This is a genomic window from Sutcliffiella halmapala (genome assembly GCF_050107295.1).
In the GTDB taxonomy this organism is placed as follows: domain Bacteria; phylum Bacillota; class Bacilli; order Bacillales; family Bacillaceae_I; genus Sutcliffiella_A; species Sutcliffiella_A halmapala_A.
Map to the genome: position 1 here is coordinate 258,898 of NZ_JBNIKR010000003.1, position 23,759 is coordinate 282,656.

Here is a 23,759-nt window from a genome sequence, read left to right on the forward strand (position 1 = left end):
CTGTGTTTACCTCCTCTCCTAATAGTACGATAGCATGTGGCTTTGCAACTCCTTGATGAGCCGGATGCTGAGCATGAGCTCTTCTTTTTCACGGGTTGTCATGGTGGTGATGTCCAGTGTTGAGGTCAGCTTCTCCCCTTTTTGGTGCTGGTTCCAGCGGTTTTTCACGTAATAGTCCAGGATGGATTCGATTGATGCTTTGAGATCCTTTTGAAAGCTATTGGAAAGGATCCTTTTCTCGTGGAGCAGGTCGATTTTCTCGATTGGCGTGCCATATGTGATCCCGTTCATCAGCGCGAGGATCTGCAGGCTATGGTGATACGGAAAAAGAATGTGCTTTTTCAGGTCGATGGTTTTCTTTTGCATCCGGAAAATGGAACGGATGGGCTGTTCCAAGGCCGGAATCGGGTTTTCGCGTTCGAGCTGGGACAGGCGATATAAAAAGATTTTCGCCCTGTCCAGGGACTGCTCGATGTTTGTTTTGAATTGCTTGTGCAGCGTATCGTCCCCGTATATGAGCCTGTAGGAAAAGAAGTTTTGTGCGAGCAGGAGCCGGTCGTTGGTGGCGTGCAGCACCCACTCTCTAAGGCGGTTGTTCCAGCGCTCAGGGGTGCCACTCCACTGCGGGTTGGAGGCCATCATGTCTCCCGGGCATCTTTTGTAGCCTGCCAGCTCGAGGTTTGCGACGATTTTTTTCGATAGTTCTTGGAAGTACACTTTGTTGCTATCGGCCTCATAGACGAGGAAGTGGTCCTGGTCGGTGAGGAGGAACTGCTCCCTTCTGCCGGCACTGCCCATGAGGTAGAAGCAAAAACTGGACGGAGGGCTTGCAGGCATTTCCTCGATGGCAAGCTCGACACAGCGATGGATGAGCTGGTCGAACAGGGTGTTCATGACGTCCAGCACATGCAGGGTCGGGACTTGCTGCTGCAGCATGGTGCCGAGTGTGGAGTATAAGGCTGTCTTGATGGTTGGCAGGGTGTCTGTGGTAGCTGCAGATATTTGTGTTGTCCCTTTCAGGAAGTTTGTGCTTTTGATCTGGAGGAGCTCGGTTAGGGTGAGGAGTCCAACAGTTTTTTTGCCGTCTGTAACAGGCAGGTGTTTGATGCCATGGAGCAGCATGGTCGTGAGAGCTTCATAGAAGTAGGCGGTGTGTTCGATGGTGATCGGGTTGGATGTCATGGCGTTATGGACGGGTTGGGTGAGGCTTTCCCCTTTTGCGATGACCCTGTTTACGAAATCGTGCATGGTGATGATGCCTTGTAGTTGGTTGTCCTCTGTAATAACGGCAGCTGTATGGTTGTTTTCCGAGAGTTTCTGGGCGACCGTTTGGATGGTATCGGTGCTTGTCGCTTGGACGAATTTTTTTGATAGGACATCCTGCACTCTCAGTGTCGCTGTGTCGGATTCTGTGAGCTTTTTCCAGAGTTGGACCTGTTCGGCGAGAGATTGATAGACATCATGAAGGCGTGCGCTGATCTGGGTGAGCAGGTATTCTCGGACTGTTGGGTCGCTCCATCTTTCTTTTAGCACAGAGAAAGGGATATAGAGGGTGGTCACATCGTCGATGGCCCGGACTTGGAGCAGGGATGCCTCGTCGGTGGTGGGTGAATCAGAGAGAAAATGGATGAAATGGGAGAGGCCGATCAGTTGGTCCTTTTTGATAATTTCCAAGACTTCATCTTGATTGTTCGAATGGAGATAGACTTCAACCGTTCCAGATTGAATGAGAAAGAGCCCTTCCCGGGTTTCATTCGCTTTCAGGATTGGCTGATGGTGGGTGAAGGTGTGGATTTGGCAGCGGGTGAGTAGGTTTGTTCTTTCTTCTTTGGTGAGGTTGTGGAATAGGGGATGGTGCATTTTGGCGGCCTCCTTTTACTTTTAGTAGAAAAAGAGGAGCAGCGGGTGGGACTGCTCCTCAGGGTTATAGCTTATTTGTTCAACCAGACGTCTCCGTCCTTGTATGTCATCTGTTCCGGGTAACGAAGATCGGCTACTTCGTCCTGGATTTTTTGTGATGGTGCTTTGGTCATCAGGGAAACGATGACGATGGTCAGGATGGCGGATGCTGCGCCGAATACTCCTGCTCCAGTGTCGATGATTCCGAGAATCGTGAAGCCGCCATATTTTGCAGCAAAGATATAGGAAAGCGTGACTGCTAGACCGACGAGCATTCCTGCGATGACGCCTTGTGCGTTGGCACGTTTCCACCATACTCCTAGAAGCAGCGATGGGAAGAATGTTCCGGATGCGAGCGCGAATGCCCATGCGACAATCTGCGTGATCGCGCCTGGCGGGTTAAGCGCCACAAGTCCCGCTAGTACGGTTGCTGTCACAATCGTGATACGACCGACCATCAGACGGTTTGCATCAGTGGAATTCGGTCGCATGACACGGTAATAGATGTCATGTGCAAAGGAAGACGAGATGGCAATCATCAGTCCGCCTGCTGTGGAAAGGGCTGCTGCCATGGCTCCAGCTGCCACTAGTCCGATGATGAATGCTCCAAGGTTTGCGATTTCAGGTGTTGCCATTACGACGATATCGTTGGCAATGATCAGCTCTGCCCATTGAAGGATGCCGTCGCCGTTCGTGTCGGCAACCTGCAGTTTACCTGTGTTGACCCAGGATTCCGTCCAAGCTGGCAGTTGGTCAATCGGCTGTCCTGCTACATTTTTCATCAGGATGAAACGGGAGAATGCCGCATAGGCTGGTGCAGAGAGGTATAGTAGTCCGATAAAAAGTAGTGCCCATGCTCCTGACCAACGCGCCGCTTTCATCGTGGAAACGGTGTAGAAACGAACGATAACGTGCGGTAATCCCGCAGTACCGGCCATCAGGGTGAACATAAGCGCAAGGAACTGCCACTTCGTTCCGTTGGTGAATGGAGCGAAATATTCGGATATACCTAGCTCGCGGTCGAGCGCACCCATCTCATTGACAATATTTCCATAAGTCAGCCATGGCAGCGGGTTACTGGTAAGCTGCAAGGACATGAAAATAACCGGAATCAAATAGGCGATGATCAGGACGACGTATTGCGCCACCTGTGTCCATGTAATCCCCTTCATTCCTCCGAAGGCTGCGTAGAAGGCGATCAGGACGACCCCGATCATCGTTCCAACTTTTGCATCCACTTCAAGAAGACGTCCGATTACCACTCCGGAGCCGGAAAGCTGCCCGATAGAGTAGGTGAAACTGATGATGATCGTACAGATCGCAGCGATTACGCGTGCGGTGTGGGAGTCAAAACGGTCCCCGATAAACTCCGGCACCGTGTAGCGCCCAGATTTGCGAAGCTGCGGTGCAAGCAGGAAGGTAAGGAGCAGGTAACCTCCGGTCCAACCCATTATGTAAGCAAGTCCGTCATAACCGAGAAGCATGATGGTTCCGGCCATTCCAATGAATGAAGCCGCACTCATCCAGTCCGCTCCGATGGCCATCCCGTTAAATACCGGTGGCACCCCGCGACCCGCTACGTAAAAATCCGAGGTCTGGCGTGCTTTGTTGAAAATGGCGATTCCAATGTAGAGCGCAAAGGTGACCAATATCAATGATAGCGATACAATAAACTGATTATCCAACTGTACATCCCCCTTTGTATGTGATGATTCTGTGGTTTTTAACTTGAGTTAGTTGAGTAGAGATTTCTTTTTCAAACAGTGATGGGTCGATTGTTTGAAACTGAGATTCTTCATTGTGAGGGTCTTGGGTGGATTAGATCCGGTGGCTAGGGTTACGATTGGGTTGATGCATAGTTATGTGTGCTGCTTACGGGATTTAGTGGTCGAGCGTTTTGCCGTAGCTCATCTGCTCGTTTGCCTTTTCGTCGATGCCATACTTCTGGTCGATCTTGTCGCTCACCTTCGCATTCACGAATAGCAAAACGATGAAGACCAGGATTGAACCTTGTGCACCCATATAATAATGGAAAGGAAAGCCGCCGAAAATAGTGAAATCAAGGGATTCCGCAAACATCACCACGCCAAAAGAAACAACAAACCAAATGGCCAGATAAATGAAAATATACCTCGTCTTCTCGCGAAAATACGCATCAGCAACAGACTTATCAATCTTCTTCAAAAGAAAACCTCCTTCATGAACTTTTGGGGTTTCGACACGGAAGGGAAAATCCCTGCCGGGGTCAGGCACTTAAAATAAATAAAAATAAATAAAAAAATATTTAAAGTTTTTATTGCAAAAGATTTGTTATTGCAGGGTAAAGATGAACTTGACGGTGTCAATGAATGATCCGGGCACAAGTGCGATTTCCACGATTACGTAGAATGCGAGTGCGAATACCGGTACGGACAGCAGGATTGGCCGTTGTTTTTTGATGGCGAAGAATATGCAAAGAACGACGACGACCAGGAATGCAAAGAAGAAATACATTGTGCTTCCACCTCTTTCTTGTTGTAAGCGCTTTTATTTTTTGGTTGTAGGCCTCCCCTCTCCTCGGTAAAAGTCTGCATTGTTATAAAACAGAATTTTATAATAATTCTAATAATTAGATTATGAAACATGCTGTTACTTTAGTCAACTACCAAATTGAACATAGTTTTAGAGGAATATGGGGAGGTGTATTAGAACAAAAGGGGTTTAACTTCTGTGGGAAGTATACGGGTAGCTCTATCGGTCAATAACTATAGTAATTTTATTGTAAGATGGAGGGTTGCTATGGAGGAGGAACGTTTTTTTAAAGGACTTGTATGGGGGGCATTCTTTTGCATTCCTTTATGGATATCTATAGTTGGGTGGGTAAAGCTAGTTTTTCAGCTTGCTCCATTATAAAGAAAGAGCGTCCGCTAAAGGAACGCTCTATTTTTGTGCCAGGATATAGTCAAGGACTTCTTTATCGATGTAACCTTTTGCCTGCTCGCGGCCTTCGAAGTTCTCTGTATGGATGTAGGTGGTGAGCGCTTCTTGCAGATTGTCAGTTTTGTAGCCAAGTTTTTCGAGCTGTGTTTTGAGGGTCAGTTCCAAGTTCCCTGTAATTTCGAGAATGTTCTCCTGTTTTGTGGGGGCGAAATACAACTGCTGCAGCTGATAGATTCGGATTAGCTCCTCGATCGGCTGTGGGTGGTCATCCACTCGCAGGTCGATATAGCGGTCGTTGAATCCCGCGTATCCCCCTTTTTCTTTTACCACTAACAGTGCGGCGGACTGCTGCCCTCTGCTGTCTCCCCCTGCATTTTGTCCAGCTGCCAGAGCTTTAAGAAGCCGCTCGGCCAGGGTGCCTTCCGTTTGGGTGAACGTTTCTCCCATTGCATGGACAGTTTTTTCACTTACGAGGATGTTTCCTTGTGTAGCATAATAAGCACCCGTCTGCCCACCAGCCCAGTTGTAGCATTTATCACCGGTGTAGGTAGCTGCGTTGCCCTGTGCATCGATTACGCCAAGCTGTCGATATGCCCGGTCCTCATCGGCTTCTGTCAGAAGGTCGACCACTTCCTGCGCGGTTTTCCCCTCTTTTAAAAGCTTGAGCCCTTCGGGACCATAGGTAGTGTTGGCGTAGGACTGTGTCGCGATGGCTCCTGCGTTGGCGTCAGCAAAAGGAACTACTGCCCCGACACCGAGAAACTTCGATTGGACAGCAATCCCCCACTCTTTTTCTTTCGGATCAAAACCAATGATGGAATAAGTCATTTTGGTTGCCTCCTATATTATAGCGTTTGTAATGCTAAGCGGATTGCTTCTGTCAAATCTCGCTGTGACCAGCTTGGACTGTTTTTCAGTTTGATAGCCAGGTCATGGGATGCCGGGATATGGATGAATCCGGCTTTGATTCGGTCTTGCTTCTGTTCTTCTGCGATTTTGTGCAGGATGGCGTACATGACGTTGTTGCAAAGATAGGTTCCGGCGGTGTTCGAAATTTTTGCTGGGAAGCCGTTTTCTGTAAGGTGGTTGACCATGGTGCGAATCGGTAGTGTCGAGATGTAGCCATCTGGACCGTCGGGGTTGATCGGCTCGTCCTGGCACGTGACGCCGTTGTTGTCTGGGGCGCCGTCCTTGCAGTTGATGGCGATGCGCTCCGGTGTGATATGCGCGCGACCGGCAGCAAGACCCAGCGATACGATTGCATCAGGTTGGAATTCCGTGTAGTGCTGCAGGATTTCCTTTTCAGACTGCTGGAAGTCTACCGGCAGCACCTTGCTGATAATCTGGTAGTCTCCTATAGTAGTTCCGTCCAACGACTTCACGATCTCCTCTGTGGGATTTACAGGGAAGTCAAGGAAAGGAACGAAGCCTGTTAAGAGTAGTTTTTTCATTTTGTGTGGCCTCCTTATGTGGGGTGGGGGGTCTGGCACTTGTTGTTATGTTAACTTTATTGATGGTGGGGCCAGACCCCTGTTGTTATGTTAACTTACTAATGGTGGGGCCAGACCCCCGTCATTATGTCAACTAAGCACAACCGCTCCATAAACCAATGCTCCACTTATTACGTAGGCAGGGTGCACTTTCCATCGCTCTAGCAGCAGGTAGCTTGCGACGATTAGGAATAGTGTTTGGAGTGCTCCTGATCCTTCGTATGATTCGAAGAAGAAGCGGTATGCCATGACTCCAAGGAGCAGGGCGATGGTCGGGCGGACGTAGTTGGACATTCTTTTTACTTTTGGCGAGTTTCGGAATTTGTAAAGCAGGCTCATTAGCGCAATCATCAGGATTAGTGATGGTGCGACTGTGGCAAATACTCCTACGGCTGCTCCGAGAATTCCGGCTTGCTCATAGCCGATGTAGCCGGCCATTTTGGTGGCGATCGGTCCTGGTAAAGCGTTCCCCAATGCAAGGACCTCACTGAATTCACTGACCGTAAGCCAGCCGTAGCGGAGGACCACTTCGTTTTCTACAAGGGGAATCGATGCGGGGCCTCCCCCGTACCCCAGGATGCCCGGTATGAAAAAGGCGAGGAAAATCTCCCAGTAAATCATGATGCGTCCCCTCCTTTTTCGTGCGTCGGCTTAGGTTTATCTTTTTTGAAAATGGCTGCAGCCAATAGGACTGCGATGACGATACCTGGGTGAATCCCCAGCAATTCGATGGTCAGGAAACTGACTATGATTAGGGTGACCGCCGCTATCCAACCTAAGCCTTTTTTCGATTTGTCGAAAAAATCCCACGTAAGAACCGCAAGCATCACGCCGACCACCGGCAGAACAGCCTTGGTCATGCCTTGCACCCATGCTTGGTCTTTGAAGCTTGCAAGTGTGGTAAGCAGGACAATCATTAGGATGATGGTCGGTATGGTGGATGCCAACAAAGCATTGAACATCCCGCGGTAGCCAGCCACGCGATAGCCGATGTAACCGGCCATTTTCGTGTTGATGGGACCAGGTAACGTATTGGCCATGGCGAGGATATCCGAGAAATCATCGTCCGTGAGCCATTTGTTTTTCTCTACAACCTCTTTATGTACAAGCGGAATGCTCGCCGGACCGCCGCCATAGCCAAGCATGCCGATGCGGAAGAAGGAAAGGAAGATTTGTGTTTGATGCATGGTGTGCTGCCTCCTAAAACTAATGATGGGGGCCTGACCCTCAGTGTAGTAAAGCGATAAAGCAGGTGTTGTTAGAATGCATGTTCAGGGCAACATTCTTTATCACTTTACTGTGGTGCGGGTCAGGCCCCCTATAAATTGACCCTACTTATCAATAAGCAAATATCGCCCCATCGGTACGCGATTCTGTTCCGCCGCTCAGCACGCCTGTTTTCGGATCGCGCCAGATGATCTGTCCTCGGCCGAAGCTGCCTCCGTCCAGGGTTACCTGGATCTGGTGGCCTTTGCGCGCAAGGGCTTGGGCGAGGTGCTGCGGGAAGTGGTGTTCGACCACAACCTTTTTGTCCTCCATCCACTGCCATCTTGGGGCGTCGAGAGCCGCTTGCGGGTTGAGGTGGAAGTCGACGGTGTTCATGACGACCTGCATGTGGCCCTGTGGCTGCATGTAGCCACCCATAACGCCGAATGGGCCTACTGCCTCGTTGTCCTTTGTCAGGAAGCCCGGGATGATGGTGTGGTACGTCTTCTTTCCTGGAGCCAGTGCGTTTTCGTGCTCAGGGTCTAGGGAGAAGTCATGGCCACGGTTTTGCAGGCCGATACCTGTTCCTGGTACGACAACACCTGAACCGAAGCCCATGTAGTTGCTCTGGATAAAGGATACCATATTCCCTTCCCCATCCGCTGTTGCCAGGTAGACCGTTCCGCCTTTAGGTGGTGTTCCTGGTTCCGGCGTCAGGGCTGTGTCTCCGATAAGTTCGCGTCGCGCTTTTGCGAAGGAGTCGGAGAGCAAGTCTTCGGATGTGTGTGTCATAGTTGTCGAGTCAGATACGTATTTTTTTGCGTCAGCGAATGCCAGTTTCATTGCTTCGATCTGTTTATGGTAGGTTTCGAGAGAGTCTCTTTCTGTGAACGTGTCTTCTTTCAGCATGTTCAGTGCCATCAACGCCACGATTCCCTGGCCGTTCGGCGGAATCTCCCATACATCGTAGCCGCGGTAATTGACCTTGATCGGCTGCACCCACTCCGGTTGGTAGGCTGCAAGATCATCATAGGTCAGGAAGCCGTTATGCTGCTTGCTGAAGTCAGCAATTTTATGTGCGAGCTCTCCTCTGTAGAAGGATTCCCCGTTTGTCTCCCCAATTTGTCTGAGAGTTTCTGCATGTCCTTTTGATGACCACATCTCTCCGATTTCAGGTGCGCGTCCCTCTGGTGCAAAGGTTTCGAACCAATGTGCAAATTCTTCGGTCGTGCACGCTTTTTTATAGGCATTATAGGCGCCTTTCCAGTACTTGCCGAGGGTTGGTGACACAGGATATCCGTTCTCCGCATAGTCGATGGCAGGCTGAAGAACTTCAGATAATGGTAATCTACCAAACTTTTTCGAAAGCTCTGCCCATGCAGATGGAGCACCTGGTACGGTTACTGGAATCAGACCCATTTTTGGCATGGTTTCGTGTCCACGTTCTTTTACCGCTTCGATGGAAATGGATTGTGGTGCCGGTCCGCTTGCATTCAGGCCGTGAAGTTCTCCCTTTGTCCAGACGAGTGCAAAGGCATCGCCTCCGATTCCGTTGGAAGTCGGCTCCACGACAGCTAGGCATGCCGCTGTCGCGATTGCTGCATCAATGGCATTTCCGCCCTTTTTCAGGATATCGAGGCCTGCTTGAGCTGCAAGCGGCTGTGAGGTAGCGACCATCCCGTTTTTGGCAAATATGGTGTTTCGCTGGGATGGGTATGGATTGTTTAAGTAGTCGATGTTGTGCATTATGTAAGTTCCCCCTATTATTTCGTATTTCGAATTAATACCTATTATACTTAATTTTCTTTATTTTTTCAAAATAGAAAATTCAACTTTTCGGTTGGGTGTGAAATGGATTCTGGTATTGGGGGTTTGGATGTAGTTGGCATAGGATCCTGTTGGGTGGTCGGTGAAGTAGTTCAGGATGTGGCCCGTGGTGATGATGGGGTCGTCCTTGCGGTTGTAAAAGTACGTGCGGTAGCTGCTCCAGGGGTATTCTTCTGGCCTAGTGACCAGTTTGGCGCGGACGGGGTTCAGATGGATGTATTTGCTGACCTCGATTTCATAGACGAGGTCCTTGATCAGCTTTTCGCCGAATCGACCTTGGAAAAGATGTCCGTTCCATTTGTACTTGCGGTTGATGTACACCGCGTATTTTGTGTTGATATAGTGCATGATTTTGCTGATGTCGGTGTCGGTCGTTTCAATTTGGAGATGGGTGTGGTTGGACATGAGGCAGTAGGCGTGAAGGTAGAAGTGAAATTTCTTTTTGGCTTGCTTGATGGTGTAGAGGTACATGATGTAATCGTCCGCTTCCATGAAAATATTGCTCTGGCGGTTTCCCCGTGTGGTGACGTGGTACTTCGCTCCCTTGAACCACAATCTTTGTTTTCTGGGCATCTTTGTGACATCTTCCTTTCTAGTTTGGGTATTTTGATGTTGAACTGTTATAGGTTCTACATGGGAGAGGAAAATCCTGCTGGGGTCTGGCCCCGATTTGATATTTTTATAAAAACCCCTCGTCCTCCCCCCATAAAAACAGAAAAAAACCGCTGAACGGTACCCACGTTCAACGGTCGAGACATTCTCTATTTGTTGCGCTGTTGTGTTGCTTTGTATCGGTAGTTTAATTATACCCAGTTGTGTTTTGATTTATGCCTGTAAGTAGCGATTTATTTTGTCTTTTTTGTGACCTTTTAAACTAGCTTTTCCACTTCCGCCACTATCCTCTTAGCCAGATCTGAACTTCTGTTAAGCCCGGTGATCTCCTCAAGGGCTTGTTCGAGGCCGTTTTGTTGGATGAGTTGCTGGATGGCTACTGCTTCTTCATCTTCTTTTACATCATAGGTGAGTGCGGCAGCGATGGCTTTTGCAAGACTTGCAGGCGAGTGGCCGTATAGCTCCTGGTATTGCTTGGCTGGTGCTATAAGTCGATCATTTTCGCTTAGCTTTCGCATCGGGGCTCTTCCGACACGGGTTACTTCGTCGGTAATGTAGGGATTCGCAAAGCGTGCCAGTATTTTATGAATGTATGCCTGGTGCTCGGCTTTATCGAATCTATACTTCCCGATCAGTACCATTCCTGTTTCATTCAATGCCGACTCCACTAATTTTTTCACCGTTTCATCCTGCAGGGCTTCATCGATCGTAGGGAACCCTTTCTGATAGCCGATATATGCCGCTACGGCATGCCCGGTGTTAACGGTAAACAGCTTGCGTTCTATATAGGGGGTCAGGTCGTCCACATAGGTGATTCCCTTGATGTCCGGCGTTTCGCCAATGATTGCGGAACGGTCCACCACCCACTCGTAGTAGGGCTCTACTGTTACCAGCAGCTTGTCTTCGTTCGTCTGGTTCGGCACGATGCGGTCGACTGCAGCGTCCGGGAATGCAAAGGATTGGTCGAACGCCTCCTTCTCATCCGGTGCCAGCTGCTCATACACATGCATTTTCAACAAGGAGCTTCCCCCTATCAGATTTTCACATGCGATGATGTTAAGGTGGGACCGGTTGCTTTCAATCCTTTTGCGAAGTCCTTTTACCAAAGCTTTTGCAATGATAGGCAAAATCGACGGGCCCACTGCGGTCGTAATGATATCCGCTTTTACTATGGCCTCTTCTAACTCTTCAGGCTGGGACATGCTGTTGATAGAAGAAACATTCTTCACCAGCAATTCCTCTTGTGTCTGGTCTGCCAAAACGACGCGATAAGCTTGTCTATCATTGATGAGATCGACGATTTCGCTGTTCACATCGACAAAGGTGGTATGGTAGCCCGCTTGATATAAAAGTGCGCCGATAAATCCTCTCCCGATATTACCTGCTCCAAAATGAAGTGCCTGCATGTTAGTTGACTCCTTCGAATAGTTCCAGGATTTCTTCTGATGAATTTGCGTCCACAATTTTTTGGACATTTTCCTCTTCTGAGCATACAATCGCGATTTGAGAAAGGATTTCCAGATGTTCGTCCCCTTTTCCTGCTATGCCGATAAGAAGCTTAACCACATTGCCTGCGCCGAACTCTACTCCATTCGGAACCTGTAAAATCGCAATTCCTGATTCTTTTACCGCTTTTTTCGCATCTTCCGTGCCATGTGGAATCGCTACAAAGTTGCCCATATAAGTAGAAGTCAGTTCTTCGCGCTCGAGCATTTTTCCGATATAGGAAGGCTCTACATATCCTCGTTGTACAAGAAGTTTGCCTGTCATTTCAATTGCTTCTTCTTTTGTTCCTGCTGATGCGTTCAATACGATGTTTTCTTTTGCCAAGATTGGTAATGCCATGGTTAAACACTCCTTAGTTCTGTTAGTTTTTCTTGAAAAAATTGATGCAGCTTTGCAGCCAAAAATTTTCCCATTGATTGTTCATCTTGTGATTCGAACCGGGATATGCTCTGTTCGTTTTCGATGATGATGGCGCTTATCTGACTAAGCACCTCCAAGGACTCGTGCTGGATGCTTTCTGGAGACAGCAGTACCAAAAGGGACGCTACTTCCATTTCGGATTGATCCATTCCTCTTGTTGCAAGCGGTTGTTGGAGCGCAAATACCGTAAATGCCGGCTCTTTGACAGCACCACTTTTTGCATGGAATAGCGCCAGCTTCGTATCAGGTATCCCCAGTCCGCCAAGCTTTTCCCGCTCCAGCAGGTCACTTAGAACTTCATTAGCCGACAAGAGAGTCCCTTTTTTCTCCATGTGATGGCAGGTCTCGCTTAACGCCTCATGAATAGTTAGTTCTTGATCATTCTCTAAAACAGTAAAGCCTGCGAGAACCGTTGAAATCGTTTCTGCATAGCGAGATAGTTTGTTCATGTTTTCTGCCACAAGTTCTCTGGGCAGCTCCTGCAGCTCTTGTGCTATTTTTTGATAGTCTCCTATTTCCAGCAGCTTCTTTTTCGTCTGCTGATGGATAAACTGTTTGATTTTCTCGACTTCTTTTTCCGTCAGCATCGGATTGACGATCAAGTATTCTTTTTCGATCTCAGGAAGCCGAATCGTGGAAATGATAAGGTCATAGTTTTCGTAATCGGTCTGCTGCATCTCAAACAGGGAGACATTTTTACAGATTTTGATATCAGGAATTTCCTTTTGCAGCCTCGTAGCCAGCATCTTGGACGTTCCGATCCCTGTAGAGCACACCACGAGTGCCCGCAACGGCTTCCGCTGATGAATGTTCAACAGCGCAGACCCGAAATGCATCACCAGAAAGCCAATTTCCTCTTCTGGCACATCAAGGTCCGGGAAAGCAATCTCAACGCCCTCTTTGACGATGGAAAACAACTCCGTGTATTCCATTTTGATTCTCGTCAACAAAGGATTGCTGATCCCCATATTTTGTTTGATCCGGAAAAGCGCTGGCCCTAAGTGCGCCATCAATCCCTGTAGGAGGGACTGGTTATCCGATAGCTCCTGGTGCACCTTCGTCTCCACAAAGCGGATCAGATTCTTTGCCCGTATCGCATCCTGCAGTCCCGTATCTTCTATAAAATATTCTTTGTCCTGCCGGAGCTTGGCACCAAGGAGATGCATGGTGATATACCCTGTCTCCGCTGTCGGAATCACCTTTTGGTACACCCTTTCCAGCTTGTCGAGAATTTTCTCCGCGACCTTGAATTCGGGTGTTTCCTGAAGTGTCGCCAAATAGTGCTGATCCATGGAGATATTTTCTCCGCGCAGGATTCGTTCCATTGCCAAGGCAAGGTGGACGACCAGACCCATATAGGCACTGTCTGCTATCGAATAAGGAAGCTCTCTATTGATATCATCCACGGCCCGTTCCACGATAAGCAGATTATTTTTATCCACCAGGCCGAGTAGCCGCTCCGAAATGGAGTCACTCGGCGTGGATTTCTTCTGTAAATTCTCCCGTATCAGGGAAAGAAGTTCATATTCATCCACATTTTCTGTGATGACCTTGCTCATCGCTTTTCTTTTCGCAGATTCATCGCCGGTTATCTCGACCCCATACCCTCTTTTACGGATGAGCGATAAATTGCCCATCCTGTGCAGCCGCTCCTCAACCTTGTTCAGATCATTGCTGATGGTCGCGATGGTGACATTCAGATCGTTGGCCAGGGCAATGAGTTTGACCGGCTCCACTGACTCAAGAAGTGTGCATAAAATGATGACATGCCGCTCCTCGGCGGTATACTGATTGTGGTCCACCTTGAACAAAAACAGCTTTAAATCTTCTATATTCTTTTTATCCCCTATGATTTGTACACCCACACCTGATTTTTTAATCAGTGACAGGTCATAATTCTTTAAAATATCCTCAACATCCTTCAGGTCACGATGGATGGTGCGGGTACTGACATCGATTTCATCCGCGAGATCCCTCACCGTCATTTCTTTCTCTGACGATAGCAGTATCTCGAGTATCTGCCGCTCTCTGGCAGTAACGTACATAGCGCTCACTCCAATACACTTGGATGATGACAAAATTTAATTACTATGTTGATAGTTTAATCATACGCCAGCATTCTTATAGGTTCAACAGAAGGAAAATACAGATTCGGCGGAATAGTTGTTGCCATTTTTTAAAAAGAACTTCGTGCCTGGAGCAAAAAGAAAGGACAGAGCTAATGAGCTCCGTCCCTCTTTGTGGTTATTTCAATTTTTCGATAAGCTCATCATATTTCGGGCTGTTCAAGAAGTTCTCTACAGAAATATGTTTTGCTTCTGGATGTTTTGCTTTTGCACGATCGGTTAGATCTTTATGCGTGATGACAATGTCAGCATCCATCGGGATATTATTGATGGACGAGTTTGCGACATCAATGGAAAGTCCCGCCTTTTTCATTTTGTTCTTCATGATGGAGGCTCCCATTGCGCTCGAGCCCATGCCTGCATCACATGCAAAAATGATTTTGTTTACTTCTTTCTCTTCGACAGGTGTTTCTTCTTTTTTAACCAGTACAGAGGCTCTGCTTTCTTTTCCTTTTAATTCGGAAGTTTTTTCTGTCGCTTTTGCAAGTTCTGTTTCGTCGATTTCCTTTGATCCTTTTAAAATAACGGATGCAATCAGGAACGATACAACAGAAGCAACTAGCACACCTGCAATAACCGGTAGGAAGCCGCCTCTAGGCGTCAAGGCCATTACTGCAAAAATACTTCCTGGTGACGGCGCTGCGACCAATCCACCATTGAACAATAGTAGGGTGAATACGCCAGATGCCCCCCCACCGATTGCCGCTAAAATAAGTGCCGGCTTCATCAGAATATACGGGAAGTAGATTTCGTGAATCCCTCCGAAGAAATGAATGATGGTCGCACCGGAAGCGGACTGTTTTGCCATTCCTTTTCCGAAAACCATGAATGCCAAGAGGATACCAAGACCTGGTCCAGGGTTCGCTTCAAGCAGGAACAGTATGGACATTCCTTCTCGGGCAGCCTGTTCAATTCCGATTGGACCGAGGATTCCATGATTGATGGCGTTGTTCAAGAAAAGCACTTTTGCCGGCTCAATCAGAATGCTCGCTAGTGGCAGTAAGTTTGCATCAACCAGTGTTTCTACTCCGGCTGCCAATGTTTTGTTCAACGTTAATACGATTGGTCCGATTGCCTTGAATCCGATAATCGTAAGAATTCCGGCGATAATCCCAGCTGAGAAGTTGTTGATCAGCATTTCGAACCCTTGCTTCACTTTGCCCTCAATGGCTTTATCAAACTTCTTGATTGCATAGCCCCCAAGAGGTCCCATTACCATTGCCCCAAGGAACATCGGGATGTCCGCCCCAACGATGACACCCATTGTCGCAGTGGCACCAACTACCCCACCTCGCAAGTCATAGACCATGCGTCCACCTGTAAAACCAATCAAGATCGGCAGCAGGTAATTGATCATCGGTCCAACCAATGTTGCCAATTCTTCATTTGGCCACCAACCAGTTGGTATAAATAATGCCGTAATCAACCCCCAAGCAATAAATGCTCCGATATTAGGCATGATCATACCACTCAGATGACTGCCAAAACGCTGTATTTTCACTTTATAATTAGAATTTGAATTATTAGAGCTCATATTTTATGCCCCCCTTGTCATTTCTTATCTTTATATTAAAGCGGTTTCATTGGATAATCCACTGATAGTAAAGTCCTATTTGGCAATGTGGTTGTTGACATTTTTAAAGAAAGGGGAAAGGGAAAAGTGACAAGAAAAAAGCACCCACTCATCAGGAGGGGTGCTCTCGCAATCATTTATTTTACAAGACTTCGTAATTAAGTTAGATAGCTGACGTTTTCTTCTTCCTCTTCGGAATCAGTTCCTTCGTCGCCTTCTTTTTCTTCTCCGTCTTCAGGCTTGTCTTCGCCTTCAGCTGGCTTTTTTTCCTGCTCGTCAGCCGGCTCGCTGCTCTCTTCGGAAGCTTGTCCCTCTTCGTCAAGAAGTGCTGTTACCGGTCTGTCAAAGTACTCAGTAGGATTTACTGCTACAGAATCTTTGCGGATTTCAAAGTGAACGTGGACGGAATCCTTGTTCATCAGGCTTGTGCCTGCTTCTGCGATCTTTTGGCCTTGGTCAACGAAATCTCCAGCTTTAACTGTTACATTGGAAAGTGCTTGGTAGTAAGTTTTAACACCATTCAAATGCTCGATTTCTACAACATTACCTAAAAGCGAATCTTCTTCTGCACGAATGACAGTTCCACTTAAAGATGCTACGACGTCAAACGTTTCGCCATCTTTCATCTTGATATCTACCCCAGTGTTTGGATGGTACATACCATTGTAGTATACGAAAGATGCCTCTTGCTCTTCCTTGGACGCATCTGCATCCCAGAATTGCTTTTCGATCACTGCGGAATTTTTGTCCGTTACCGGCATTACGAAGTTTTCGACTGGACGGTTAACCTCTACTGCATCGTCTTCATTGTATGAAGTAGTTGGTCCTTGTCCGTTGTTGTTTTCATCCTCTGGATTTGTTTCCGTGTTACCTGCTTGGAACATCAAAACCGCTGTCAAAATGATTGCTGCGCTAGCTAGATAGATTGCTGGGAATACCCAACGCTTTTTCATTAAACGCTGCCAATTTGAATTTTGAGAAGTCCGTTTCTTTTCTTCCTCTCTCATTGTATCATCACCTCAGCAATCATTCTGAACAGAATCAGAGAATAATATACACACAGACGAAAAAAATTTTAAAAACTTATTTTCCTTCAAAGTATGCGGAATTATGCATGAGGGGGGAAAGTTTTTTTTGAGGGGGATAACTTTGAGTTAAATTTGGGGCCAAAATTTGGGGCCAGACCCCGGCAGGAGATGCGGGATGGGTGTCGAATAGTATAGAGTTTTGGTATGATTAGAGTGTTGAGTTTCGGTTTTGATACCGCCATTTTGTTAATTCTTGAGTTTGATGGTCTCATTATCACTTTATGATACCGCCATTTCACTGATGACTCGATTTGATGGTCTCAAAAACTGCTTTTGATACGATCATCTCACAATTTCTCGGATTTGATGTTCTCATAAACTGCTTTTAATCCCACCATCTCACAATTTCTCGGGTTTGATGGTCTCATAAATCCTTTGAAACCTCAAGTCGCTCAATGAAGCCATAACAACATATATAATAAAGGAGCATCAAATATGTTTCGCAATACAATCAGATTTTGTTTAAAACTCGCACCCTTCGCCTACATGGCACTCATCTGGTTACTATCCAGCAATCCTGCAGACTCGTTCGTCGACACCGGAATGTCCTGGGACAATGCATTCAAAGAATCACTCCATCTCATTGAATTTGGGATCCTGTACGTCATGCTCGCTCTATTCTTCCTTATAGACGGTAAACTCACAACAAAAACTAACATACTTTGCGCGGCCATCGCCATCGCCTACGGCCTCACAGACGAAATCCACCAATCATTCGTCCCTGCGCGGTCGGCAACTGTGATCGACTTCGTGAAGGACACAATCGGCGTACTCATAGCATATTTCTTCATACATCATGCTTACTTCGGAAACCGCTTCAAGCAGCTAGGAAACCTTTTACGAAAAATCGAAAACAAATTCAAAAAGCCCGTATCACTCAAATAAATGATACGGGTTTTTTCCATTATATTATTGCTTCGCCGTCAGCTTCGTCAAATACTGCTCCGCACTTCCGATCTCAACGCCTTTATAGTAATGCGCCACAATATCCGAATGCTTTTTCCCCTCGAGCGCCATGCCATTCGCGCCGTACTGGCTCATCCCGACGCCATGCCCGTAGCCTTTTGTGGTGATGACGATGTTGTCGCCCTTCCGCTCCCAACTGAAGTCGCTTGATTGCAGCTTCAGCTTTTCGCGGACTTCCCTTCCTGTCAGCTGCTTGCCGTTGATCTCGACCGTGTCGACCCGGTTTCCGGTGGTGCGGGCGGTGATCTTCCCTACCGTACTATCCGAGCCGAGCTGAACGCCGAGTTTATTTTGGAAATCGGCAACAGATAGGCTGACCTGCTTCAGGAATTTTGGTGTATCAATGTCCCATGGGCTTTCCACGCTTCGTAAGTAAGGAATTTCGTTTGGCCAGTATTCCTCCGAGTTTTCCGTTTTCCCGTTGCTTGTGGAGAAGAAGCTTGCGGTAATCGGTTCATTGTTATAGGTAAGGATCTTGCCGGCGGTGGCCGTTACGGCTTCAGTTATTTTCTTAATTTTAGCATCATATTCACCTGGTTCATCCCACTGTACTTTAAGTTCCTCAATCCCTTTATACACCTGATGATTCACCGTATCCGTCACATCAGCACCCTCTGGCGTCCCAATCTTCTCCCCTGCCAATAGGTGCCTTAAAATAAATGTTCGAGCAGCGAGCGCCTGTGCCTTTAATGCCTCTTCTTCAAACTCTGCAGGCATTTCTGAGGCCACCACCCCCACCACGTACTCTTCCAATGGAATGTTTTCAATTACATCTTTATTCGCACGGTACACCGCTACATCGATGGGTGATTCCGTTACTGATGTCTGAACCTGCTGCTTGTTCTGGAGTTCTTCGGCGAGTTTTCCACTCACTTTGTCGGTGAACGGCATGACTAGCAATGTTGGTATCATTAATACCATGACGAAAAGGATGGATGTTAGTACGATGAATGGTTTTAAGTTTCTCATAGCGTCGAACCTCCGTTAAAAAAATTGAGTAGTTGTAAGCACCTTTACTCTTTCATTCTTATGGGAGGGGACAAGCAATTATGACTAAAAACTGGGCAAGTTTTGGCTAGCCGTTTCTATAAGAAGCAAAGCGGAAGAAAAAAAATATTCCCATCACATTACGCATAACTGGAAAATGTTACATTCCTGTGAAAATGCATTTTCTTAAAAAAAGTAGAATAAAAATAATAGAACAATCCATAATAAATGAGGTGAAAAAAATTAAAAAAGATGAAAAAGAGGGCCAGACCCCGGCAGGAGTTTGACCCTCTTCGTAGAATATATGTTATTAGGAAGGTTTATGCTTCTTTGATCTGCTCAAGGATGACTGTTTGTTCTTGTTCCATTGAGCTTACGCGTTCGATGTCTGCACCAAGTGCTGCTAGCTTGTTGTGGAAGTTCACGTAGCCGCGATCTAGGTGTTTCAGTTCTGTAACGCGTGTATATCCATCTGCAATTAATCCCGCCAAGGTTAATGCTGCTGCTGCACGCAAGTCTGTCGCCGCTACTTCTGCACCCTGTAAGTTTGATGGTCCGTTTATTACAACAGAACGACCTTCAATCTTGATGTCACCATTCATGCGGCGGAATTCTTCCACGTGCATGAAACGATTTTCGAATACAGTTTCCGTGATCATACTTGTGCCTTCAGCCGCTAGTAGAAGAGACATCATTTGAGATTGCATATCAGTCGGGAATCCAGGGTGAGGCATTGTTTTGATGTCAATCGCCTTCAGCTTTTCAGGTCCGATAACACGTAATCCGTTTTCGACTTCTTCGAATTTAACGCCCATTTCTTCCATTTTGGCAATAAGTGAGCTGGAGTGTTCCGGTACTGCGCCTTCAACGATTACGTCTCCGCCTGTGATTGCAGCTGCTACCATGAAAGTACCTGCTTCAATGCGGTCAGGGATGATGTCGTGTTTGCAGCCGTGAAGCTCAGACACACCTTCAATTCTTAATGTTCCAGTACCCGCGCCACGAACTTTCGCTCCCATGGAGTTCAAGAAGTTCGCCAAGTCCACGATTTCCGGCTCTTTTGCTACGTTTTCCATGATAGTCGTACCTTCTGCAAGCGTCGCCGCCATCATGATATTTTCCGTAGCCCCTACACTTGGGAAATCCAAATATATTTTCGCGCCTTTTAGTCTTCCGTCTACTTCAGCGTCGATATAACCATTTCCTACTTTCACTTTCGCACCCATCGCTTCGAATCCTTTTAAATGCTGATCAACCGGTCTAGAACCGATTGCACATCCTCCAGGCAAAGCAATTTTCGCTTTTCCGTTACGAGCAAGCAGTGAACCCATTACAAGTACAGATGCACGCATCTTTCTTACATATTCAAATGGTGCTTCGATATTCAACTCTCTCGTTGCATCGACAGTTATACGATTATTTTCAAAATCAACATCGGCATTAAGAAAACGCAAAACCTCGTTAATCGTATAAACGTCGGAGAGCTCTGGTACATTTAAGATTTCGCATTTGCCTTTGCTAGCTAATAATGTTGCGGCGATAACAGGTAGTACTGCATTTTTTGCTCCCTCTACTTTTACAGTACCTTTCAACCTTTGTCCGCCGCGGACGATAATTTTTTCCAAAATTTTCCCCTCCGCGTCATATGTTCTATATATTAATATTCAACAGTAATAATTGGCGTGCCTACAATCACGGTAGTCTTATCGCCCAATCCTTGTTTTCGTAACCCAATTTGTAAGTTCATCTTTCCATGATGTGTCGGAAGAACATTATTCCATAATTCAGTGTATGCTGAAACTGAAACAAAGGTATCTTCATTCAACTCTTCGATTACACTTGCTGAAAATGCGTCCAGCAAAATATTTGTCGTATTTTGCAAACCACCTTCAATTTTATCACTGAAATCGCCTGTCATACAACTAAATATTTCAATGTTCTCTTGAGAAATATTGGTAAAATTAGAATGGAAGTCCTTTAGTATCTCCCTAGCCGAGGTATTTTCCCAACCATATCCAGTGACCTCATATAATAAGTACGATGTTGGGGCTGAGTTTGTGTGGGTTGTGATGAGCTGAAGGGATTCTTCCTGCTTTAATGAATCGTTATAATGAGTTCCAATCGCTTTCCACTGATCCTCTTCCACTTCCACAGTCCAGTTTAAATGGCCCATCTTCTGTTTTAAACCATTTACCTCTTTTTGAAAACCTACTAAATCCCTAATTTTATAGACGTTGTTTCTGCCATAAAGTTTCCACTCTCTAATATTAATTTCTTTCTCTTGAAAAACTTGAGCAATTTCAAGTATCTCAGTACTGATTTCGTTTGGTAATTGAGCTCTGCTTCTTTCATTCCCAAGAATTACCCCAGTAAAACATATTACCAAAATAAAAATCAAACTAATTACCCGCTGCACCATCTTCTTCCCCGTTTCACCGCTCCAAATCGTTCTCATCTTCATATCCCCCACGTCCCTTTCTCTCTTCTCTCCTTATTATCCATTCTTACCACCTAAAGCAGCGTCATACATGGGAATAATCGTCAAATTTCTCATAGGGAGAAGGCCGCAAGAGTTTGAAAAAACATCAAATAGGGGCCAGACCCCGGCAGGAGATTTTCGTCATATGTCGAAAGGCGCACAATTTTTATATTTTTATTTTTTGTTGACTGATGTCAGCTTATGGCAGGACTTTTTGCATGGGTTTGGGCTTCTATGGAGTATATTCCCAGGGGTTTGGTGGATTTGGATCTTTAAGGGTTGAAGGGGTGTCGTTAAAAATGGTGTTGGGTAACTGTTTTTAGTGTTTTCACGAGGATTAGCTCCATTTTCTTAGGTTGAAATGGTCAGCGACTACGCCAAATGCGTGCTTATGCTCAAAAATGACGAGGATTTGCACAATTATTTCAATTTGCGATGAAAAATCATGTCGATTCGCTCAAAAATTTTGATTTGCGCTCAAAAATGAAAGTGATATGCACAAAACGCAATCTTCGGCATAATCCGTCATTCCCCGATTCACCCCGATTCGCTAATTGGCCATCCCGCCGACAGCCCACTCGCCGCTCCGCTTCTAATACAGCCCCCCTAAACAAATCAAAAAGCCGAGGCACACCACTTCGCCTCGGCTCCTAACTTTATAAACGTTTCTTTCCTGCCTACCACATCATCGGCAATCGCTGCGATAAGAACAGGTAATCCAAAAAGAAATTACTCACCGTTGATCCGATCGCAATTGTCACAAGTATAAGCAGCAGTCTCATCTGCATCACGCGGTTCGGCTTCATCCATTTTTCGTAGTTGATCGCCTGCAGCGCCCACCAGGTGACGCTGATGAAAAGCAGATGCGACAGGATGCTGATCAATGATTGTACGCCAATATCAACCATACTGCATCTCCTCTCTCCAATTCGTAATCATTATTTATGTATACTTTTTTCCGCACTTGAAATCATAAAAGTGTTTGGAGGAAACCGTCCCTTTAGCACTTTAACGCACAGCGGGTCAGGCCCCTAAAAAAGAAGGAGCACATCCCCATGCTCCTTCTCACATTAAAACATATACCCCTTTTCACTTTCAAACCGATTGCCTAAGCATATAGTTAGTTATATCATCTGCCAGGTGCGAAGAAGTCCATGAGCACGTCGAGGTTTCCGTTGTAGAAGTCGAGTGCCAGGCCTGGCATGATTCCAAGTGCGATGGTCCCGAGCGCACAGAGGATGACCGTTATCCAGATTCCCACTGGTACGGTGATTTTCTCTTGGTTTGCTGCGGGACGGAAGAACATTTGTGTCATGATACCGAAATAGTAAAAATACGAGATGACGGTAGTTGCGATCAGCACCGATGCAAGGACGTACGCCTTGGACGGTTCGGTGATCGCGCCGACAAAAATCCCAAGCTTCCCGATGAATCCGGCTGTTCCGGGGATTCCGGCAAGTGATAATAGGAAGATGCTCATCAGCACAGCCAACACCGGCGAGCGTCGGTACAATCCGGCGAATTGGCTCAGATCTTCGGAATCTTCCTTCGATGTAAGCACCTGCAGTACTGCCAATGCACCAATGTTCATCAGAAGGTAAGCCGCCAAGTAGAACCACATTGTTTCAAAAAGGAACAACAGGTTGATCGAGCTTATTGCGACAAGCAGGTAACCTGCGTGTGCGATCCCAGAGTAGGCGAGCATTCTTTTGACGTTGCGCTGACGCAAAGCAACCGCATTCCCGACTACCATCGACACGACTGCAAGTACTGCTATCATATCTTTTAGCGAGAAGAGCATCGAGTTCTCTTCCGCTGCAGCAGGCGTCATCAGGAACAGTGAAATGAACAATCGTGCGATGATGACAAAGCCGGCAGTTTTGGAAACGACCGCAAGGAATGCCGTAACAGGTGTCGGTGAACCTTGGTACACGTCCGGCGCCCACATATGGAACGGGGCGGTGGCGAGTTTAAAGGATAATCCGACAAACATCATGACAAATGCGATCATCAACAGGAATTGCAGGTCACCGGCACGGGTTTGCATCAGGATCTGCTGCATCTCCAACAGGTTGGTCGTGCCGGTCAATCCGTACACATAACTCATCCCGAATAGTGTGATGGCAGTGGCGATTCCGCCGTTGATGACATATTTCATCGCCGCTTCGTTGGACTTCAAATTCTTTTTACGCAGTCCAGCCAGCACGTAAGAGGACAGAGACAATAGCTCCAATCCCACAAACAAGGTAATCAGGTCGCCGCTTGACGCCATGAACATGGTCCCAAGGGTTCCTGCCAAAAGTAAATAATAAAATTCCCCGCGATATTCCTTCAAGCCTTCCTTCGGTTCGTAGCTGACTGCCATCAGCATCACAAGTGCCGAACCAGCCAGTAACAGCAGCTTGAAGCCTTTTGCAAAGCTGTCCAATCGATAGGTTTCAAAAAGGATGCTTGTGACCCCGCCCTCATCAAAGTAGGACAGAACCACAAAGACAATCGCAGCCAAAATCCCTGCAAACCCGATCCATCCGAGGATGCGTCGGTCCACGTCTTTTGGCATGAATAGATCTAACAGAGTTAAAAGAGTGATTACACCAAGGATGATGAATTCCGGTGCCATTGCTCCCCACTCAAAGCTGAGCAGCGTATCTAAATCCATCT

At 46.8% G+C, this 23,759-nt stretch carries 21 protein-coding genes; 1 reads left to right on the plus strand and 20 read right to left on the minus strand.

Features of this window, described 5'->3' with window-relative positions:
* Positions 1–18 precede the first annotated feature (18 nt).
* The 15 genes from ACQCT5_RS07100 to spoIIQ form a co-directional block, all read right to left on the minus strand.
* Positions 19–1,860 carry a DUF294 nucleotidyltransferase-like domain-containing protein gene (locus ACQCT5_RS07100; protein WP_499640403.1) on the minus strand — a complete coding sequence of 614 codons (1,842 nt, stop codon included), beginning with the start codon at positions 1,858–1,860 and terminating at the stop codon, positions 19–21.
* A gap of 71 nt (positions 1,861–1,931) precedes the next feature.
* Positions 1,932–3,584, minus strand: coding sequence for a sodium:solute symporter family protein (locus tag ACQCT5_RS07105; protein ID WP_499640405.1), 1,653 nt, complete (start codon positions 3,582–3,584; stop codon positions 1,932–1,934).
* A gap of 196 nt (positions 3,585–3,780) precedes the next feature.
* Positions 3,781–4,083, minus strand: a complete 303-nt coding sequence (locus tag ACQCT5_RS07110; protein WP_499640407.1) for a DUF4212 domain-containing protein — start codon at positions 4,081–4,083, stop codon at positions 3,781–3,783.
* Positions 4,084–4,209: 126 nt separating this feature from the next.
* Positions 4,210–4,392, minus strand: coding sequence for a hypothetical protein (locus ACQCT5_RS07115; protein ID WP_499640409.1), 183 nt, complete (start codon positions 4,390–4,392; stop codon positions 4,210–4,212).
* A 426-nt stretch (positions 4,393–4,818) separates the two neighbouring features.
* A complete protein-coding gene (locus ACQCT5_RS07120; protein ID WP_499640411.1) occupies positions 4,819–5,646 on the minus strand; it encodes a DUF1028 domain-containing protein in 828 nt (275 codons plus the stop codon).
* A 17-nt stretch (positions 5,647–5,663) separates the two neighbouring features.
* Positions 5,664–6,269: a pyroglutamyl-peptidase I gene (gene pcp / locus ACQCT5_RS07125; RefSeq protein WP_499640413.1), complete on the minus strand. Its 606-nt coding sequence runs from the start codon at positions 6,267–6,269 to the stop codon at positions 5,664–5,666.
* 129 nt (positions 6,270–6,398) lie between these two features.
* Complete coding sequence (locus ACQCT5_RS07130) at positions 6,399–6,929, minus strand: chromate transporter (RefSeq protein ID WP_499640415.1); 531 nt, start codon at positions 6,927–6,929, stop codon at positions 6,399–6,401.
* Positions 6,926–7,495, minus strand: a complete 570-nt coding sequence (locus tag ACQCT5_RS07135; protein WP_499640417.1) for a chromate transporter — start codon at positions 7,493–7,495, stop codon at positions 6,926–6,928. The genes ACQCT5_RS07130 and ACQCT5_RS07135 overlap by 4 nt, the downstream gene beginning before the upstream one ends.
* A 151-nt stretch (positions 7,496–7,646) precedes the next feature.
* Positions 7,647–9,251, minus strand: coding sequence for a gamma-glutamyltransferase family protein (locus tag ACQCT5_RS07140; protein ID WP_499640568.1), 1,605 nt, complete (start codon positions 9,249–9,251; stop codon positions 7,647–7,649).
* A 69-nt stretch (positions 9,252–9,320) separates the two neighbouring features.
* Positions 9,321–9,914, minus strand: coding sequence for a transposase (locus ACQCT5_RS07145; protein WP_499640419.1), 594 nt, complete (start codon positions 9,912–9,914; stop codon positions 9,321–9,323).
* 296 nt (positions 9,915–10,210) lie between these two features.
* Positions 10,211–11,359 (minus strand): mannitol-1-phosphate 5-dehydrogenase, encoded by a 1,149-nt coding sequence (locus tag ACQCT5_RS07150; RefSeq protein ID WP_499640421.1) that lies wholly within the window; start codon positions 11,357–11,359, stop codon positions 10,211–10,213.
* 1 nt (position 11,360) lies between these two features.
* Positions 11,361–11,798, minus strand: coding sequence for a PTS mannitol transporter subunit IIA (locus ACQCT5_RS07155; protein ID WP_499640423.1), 438 nt, complete (start codon positions 11,796–11,798; stop codon positions 11,361–11,363).
* 2 nt (positions 11,799–11,800) lie between these two features.
* The gene (locus tag ACQCT5_RS07160) at positions 11,801–13,924 is read right to left on the minus strand and encodes a BglG family transcription antiterminator (RefSeq protein ID WP_499640425.1); all 2,124 of its coding nucleotides are present in this window, start codon (positions 13,922–13,924) and stop codon (positions 11,801–11,803) included.
* 199 nt (positions 13,925–14,123) lie between these two features.
* Positions 14,124–15,539, minus strand: coding sequence for a PTS mannitol transporter subunit IIBC (locus tag ACQCT5_RS07165; RefSeq protein ID WP_499640427.1), 1,416 nt, complete (start codon positions 15,537–15,539; stop codon positions 14,124–14,126).
* Positions 15,540–15,736: 197 nt separating this feature from the next.
* Entirely contained in the window at positions 15,737–16,585 is an 849-nt protein-coding gene (spoIIQ, locus tag ACQCT5_RS07170) for a stage II sporulation protein SpoIIQ (RefSeq protein WP_499640429.1), read from the minus strand.
* Between the two features lie 516 nt (positions 16,586–17,101).
* Here spoIIQ and ACQCT5_RS07175 point away from each other — a divergent pair.
* Positions 17,102–17,551 carry a VanZ family protein gene (locus ACQCT5_RS07175; protein WP_499640431.1) on the plus strand — a complete coding sequence of 150 codons (450 nt, stop codon included), beginning with the start codon at positions 17,102–17,104 and terminating at the stop codon, positions 17,549–17,551.
* Positions 17,552–17,575: 24 nt separating this feature from the next.
* Here the strand turns inward: ACQCT5_RS07175 and spoIID are convergent, their stop codons facing one another.
* From spoIID to nuoN, 5 genes are all read right to left on the minus strand, one after another.
* On the minus strand, positions 17,576–18,601 hold the full coding sequence (gene spoIID, locus ACQCT5_RS07180) for a stage II sporulation protein D (protein ID WP_499640433.1): 1,026 nt from the start codon (positions 18,599–18,601) through the stop codon (positions 17,576–17,578).
* 338 nt (positions 18,602–18,939) lie between these two features.
* On the minus strand, positions 18,940–20,244 hold the full coding sequence (gene murA, locus ACQCT5_RS07185; RefSeq protein WP_499640435.1) for a UDP-N-acetylglucosamine 1-carboxyvinyltransferase: 1,305 nt from the start codon (positions 20,242–20,244) through the stop codon (positions 18,940–18,942).
* 32 nt (positions 20,245–20,276) lie between these two features.
* Positions 20,277–21,074 (minus strand): YwmB family TATA-box binding protein, encoded by a 798-nt coding sequence (locus ACQCT5_RS07190; RefSeq protein ID WP_499640437.1) that lies wholly within the window; start codon positions 21,072–21,074, stop codon positions 20,277–20,279.
* A 701-nt stretch (positions 21,075–21,775) separates the two neighbouring features.
* Entirely contained in the window at positions 21,776–22,006 is a 231-nt protein-coding gene (locus tag ACQCT5_RS07195; RefSeq protein WP_499640439.1) for a DUF1146 family protein, read from the minus strand.
* A 221-nt stretch (positions 22,007–22,227) separates the two neighbouring features.
* The gene (gene nuoN / locus ACQCT5_RS07200) at positions 22,228–23,757 is read right to left on the minus strand and encodes an NADH-quinone oxidoreductase subunit NuoN (RefSeq protein WP_499640441.1); all 1,530 of its coding nucleotides are present in this window, start codon (positions 23,755–23,757) and stop codon (positions 22,228–22,230) included.
* Positions 23,758–23,759 lie beyond the last annotated feature (2 nt).

Coding starts and splice junctions, on each gene's coding strand:
- ACQCT5_RS07100 (WP_499640403.1), bottom strand. CDS start 1,860: ATGCACCATCCCCTATTCCACAACCTCACCAAAGAAGAAAGAACAAAC.
- ACQCT5_RS07115 (WP_499640409.1), bottom strand. CDS start 4,392: ATGTATTTCTTCTTTGCATTCCTGGTCGTCGTCGTTCTTTGCATATTC.
- ACQCT5_RS07120 (WP_499640411.1), bottom strand. CDS start 5,646: ATGACTTATTCCATCATTGGTTTTGATCCGAAAGAAAAAGAGTGGGGG.
- pcp (WP_499640413.1), bottom strand. CDS start 6,269: ATGAAAAAACTACTCTTAACAGGCTTCGTTCCTTTCCTTGACTTCCCT.
- ACQCT5_RS07130 (WP_499640415.1), bottom strand. CDS start 6,929: ATGATTTACTGGGAGATTTTCCTCGCCTTTTTCATACCGGGCATCCTG.
- ACQCT5_RS07135 (WP_499640417.1), bottom strand. CDS start 7,495: ATGCATCAAACACAAATCTTCCTTTCCTTCTTCCGCATCGGCATGCTT.
- ACQCT5_RS07145 (WP_499640419.1), bottom strand. CDS start 9,914: ATGCCCAGAAAACAAAGATTGTGGTTCAAGGGAGCGAAGTACCACGTC.
- ACQCT5_RS07150 (WP_499640421.1), bottom strand. CDS start 11,359: ATGCAGGCACTTCATTTTGGAGCAGGTAATATCGGGAGAGGATTTATC.
- ACQCT5_RS07155 (WP_499640423.1), bottom strand. CDS start 11,798: ATGGCATTACCAATCTTGGCAAAAGAAAACATCGTATTGAACGCATCA.
- ACQCT5_RS07160 (WP_499640425.1), bottom strand. CDS start 13,924: ATGTACGTTACTGCCAGAGAGCGGCAGATACTCGAGATACTGCTATCG.
- ACQCT5_RS07165 (WP_499640427.1), bottom strand. CDS start 15,539: ATGAGCTCTAATAATTCAAATTCTAATTATAAAGTGAAAATACAGCGT.
- spoIIQ (WP_499640429.1), bottom strand. CDS start 16,585: ATGAGAGAGGAAGAAAAGAAACGGACTTCTCAAAATTCAAATTGGCAG.
- ACQCT5_RS07175 (WP_499640431.1), top strand. CDS start 17,102: ATGTTTCGCAATACAATCAGATTTTGTTTAAAACTCGCACCCTTCGCC.
- spoIID (WP_499640433.1), bottom strand. CDS start 18,601: ATGAGAAACTTAAAACCATTCATCGTACTAACATCCATCCTTTTCGTC.
- ACQCT5_RS07190 (WP_499640437.1), bottom strand. CDS start 21,074: ATGAGAACGATTTGGAGCGGTGAAACGGGGAAGAAGATGGTGCAGCGG.
- ACQCT5_RS07195 (WP_499640439.1), bottom strand. CDS start 22,006: ATGGTTGATATTGGCGTACAATCATTGATCAGCATCCTGTCGCATCTG.
- nuoN (WP_499640441.1), bottom strand. CDS start 23,757: ATGGATTTAGATACGCTGCTCAGCTTTGAGTGGGGAGCAATGGCACCG.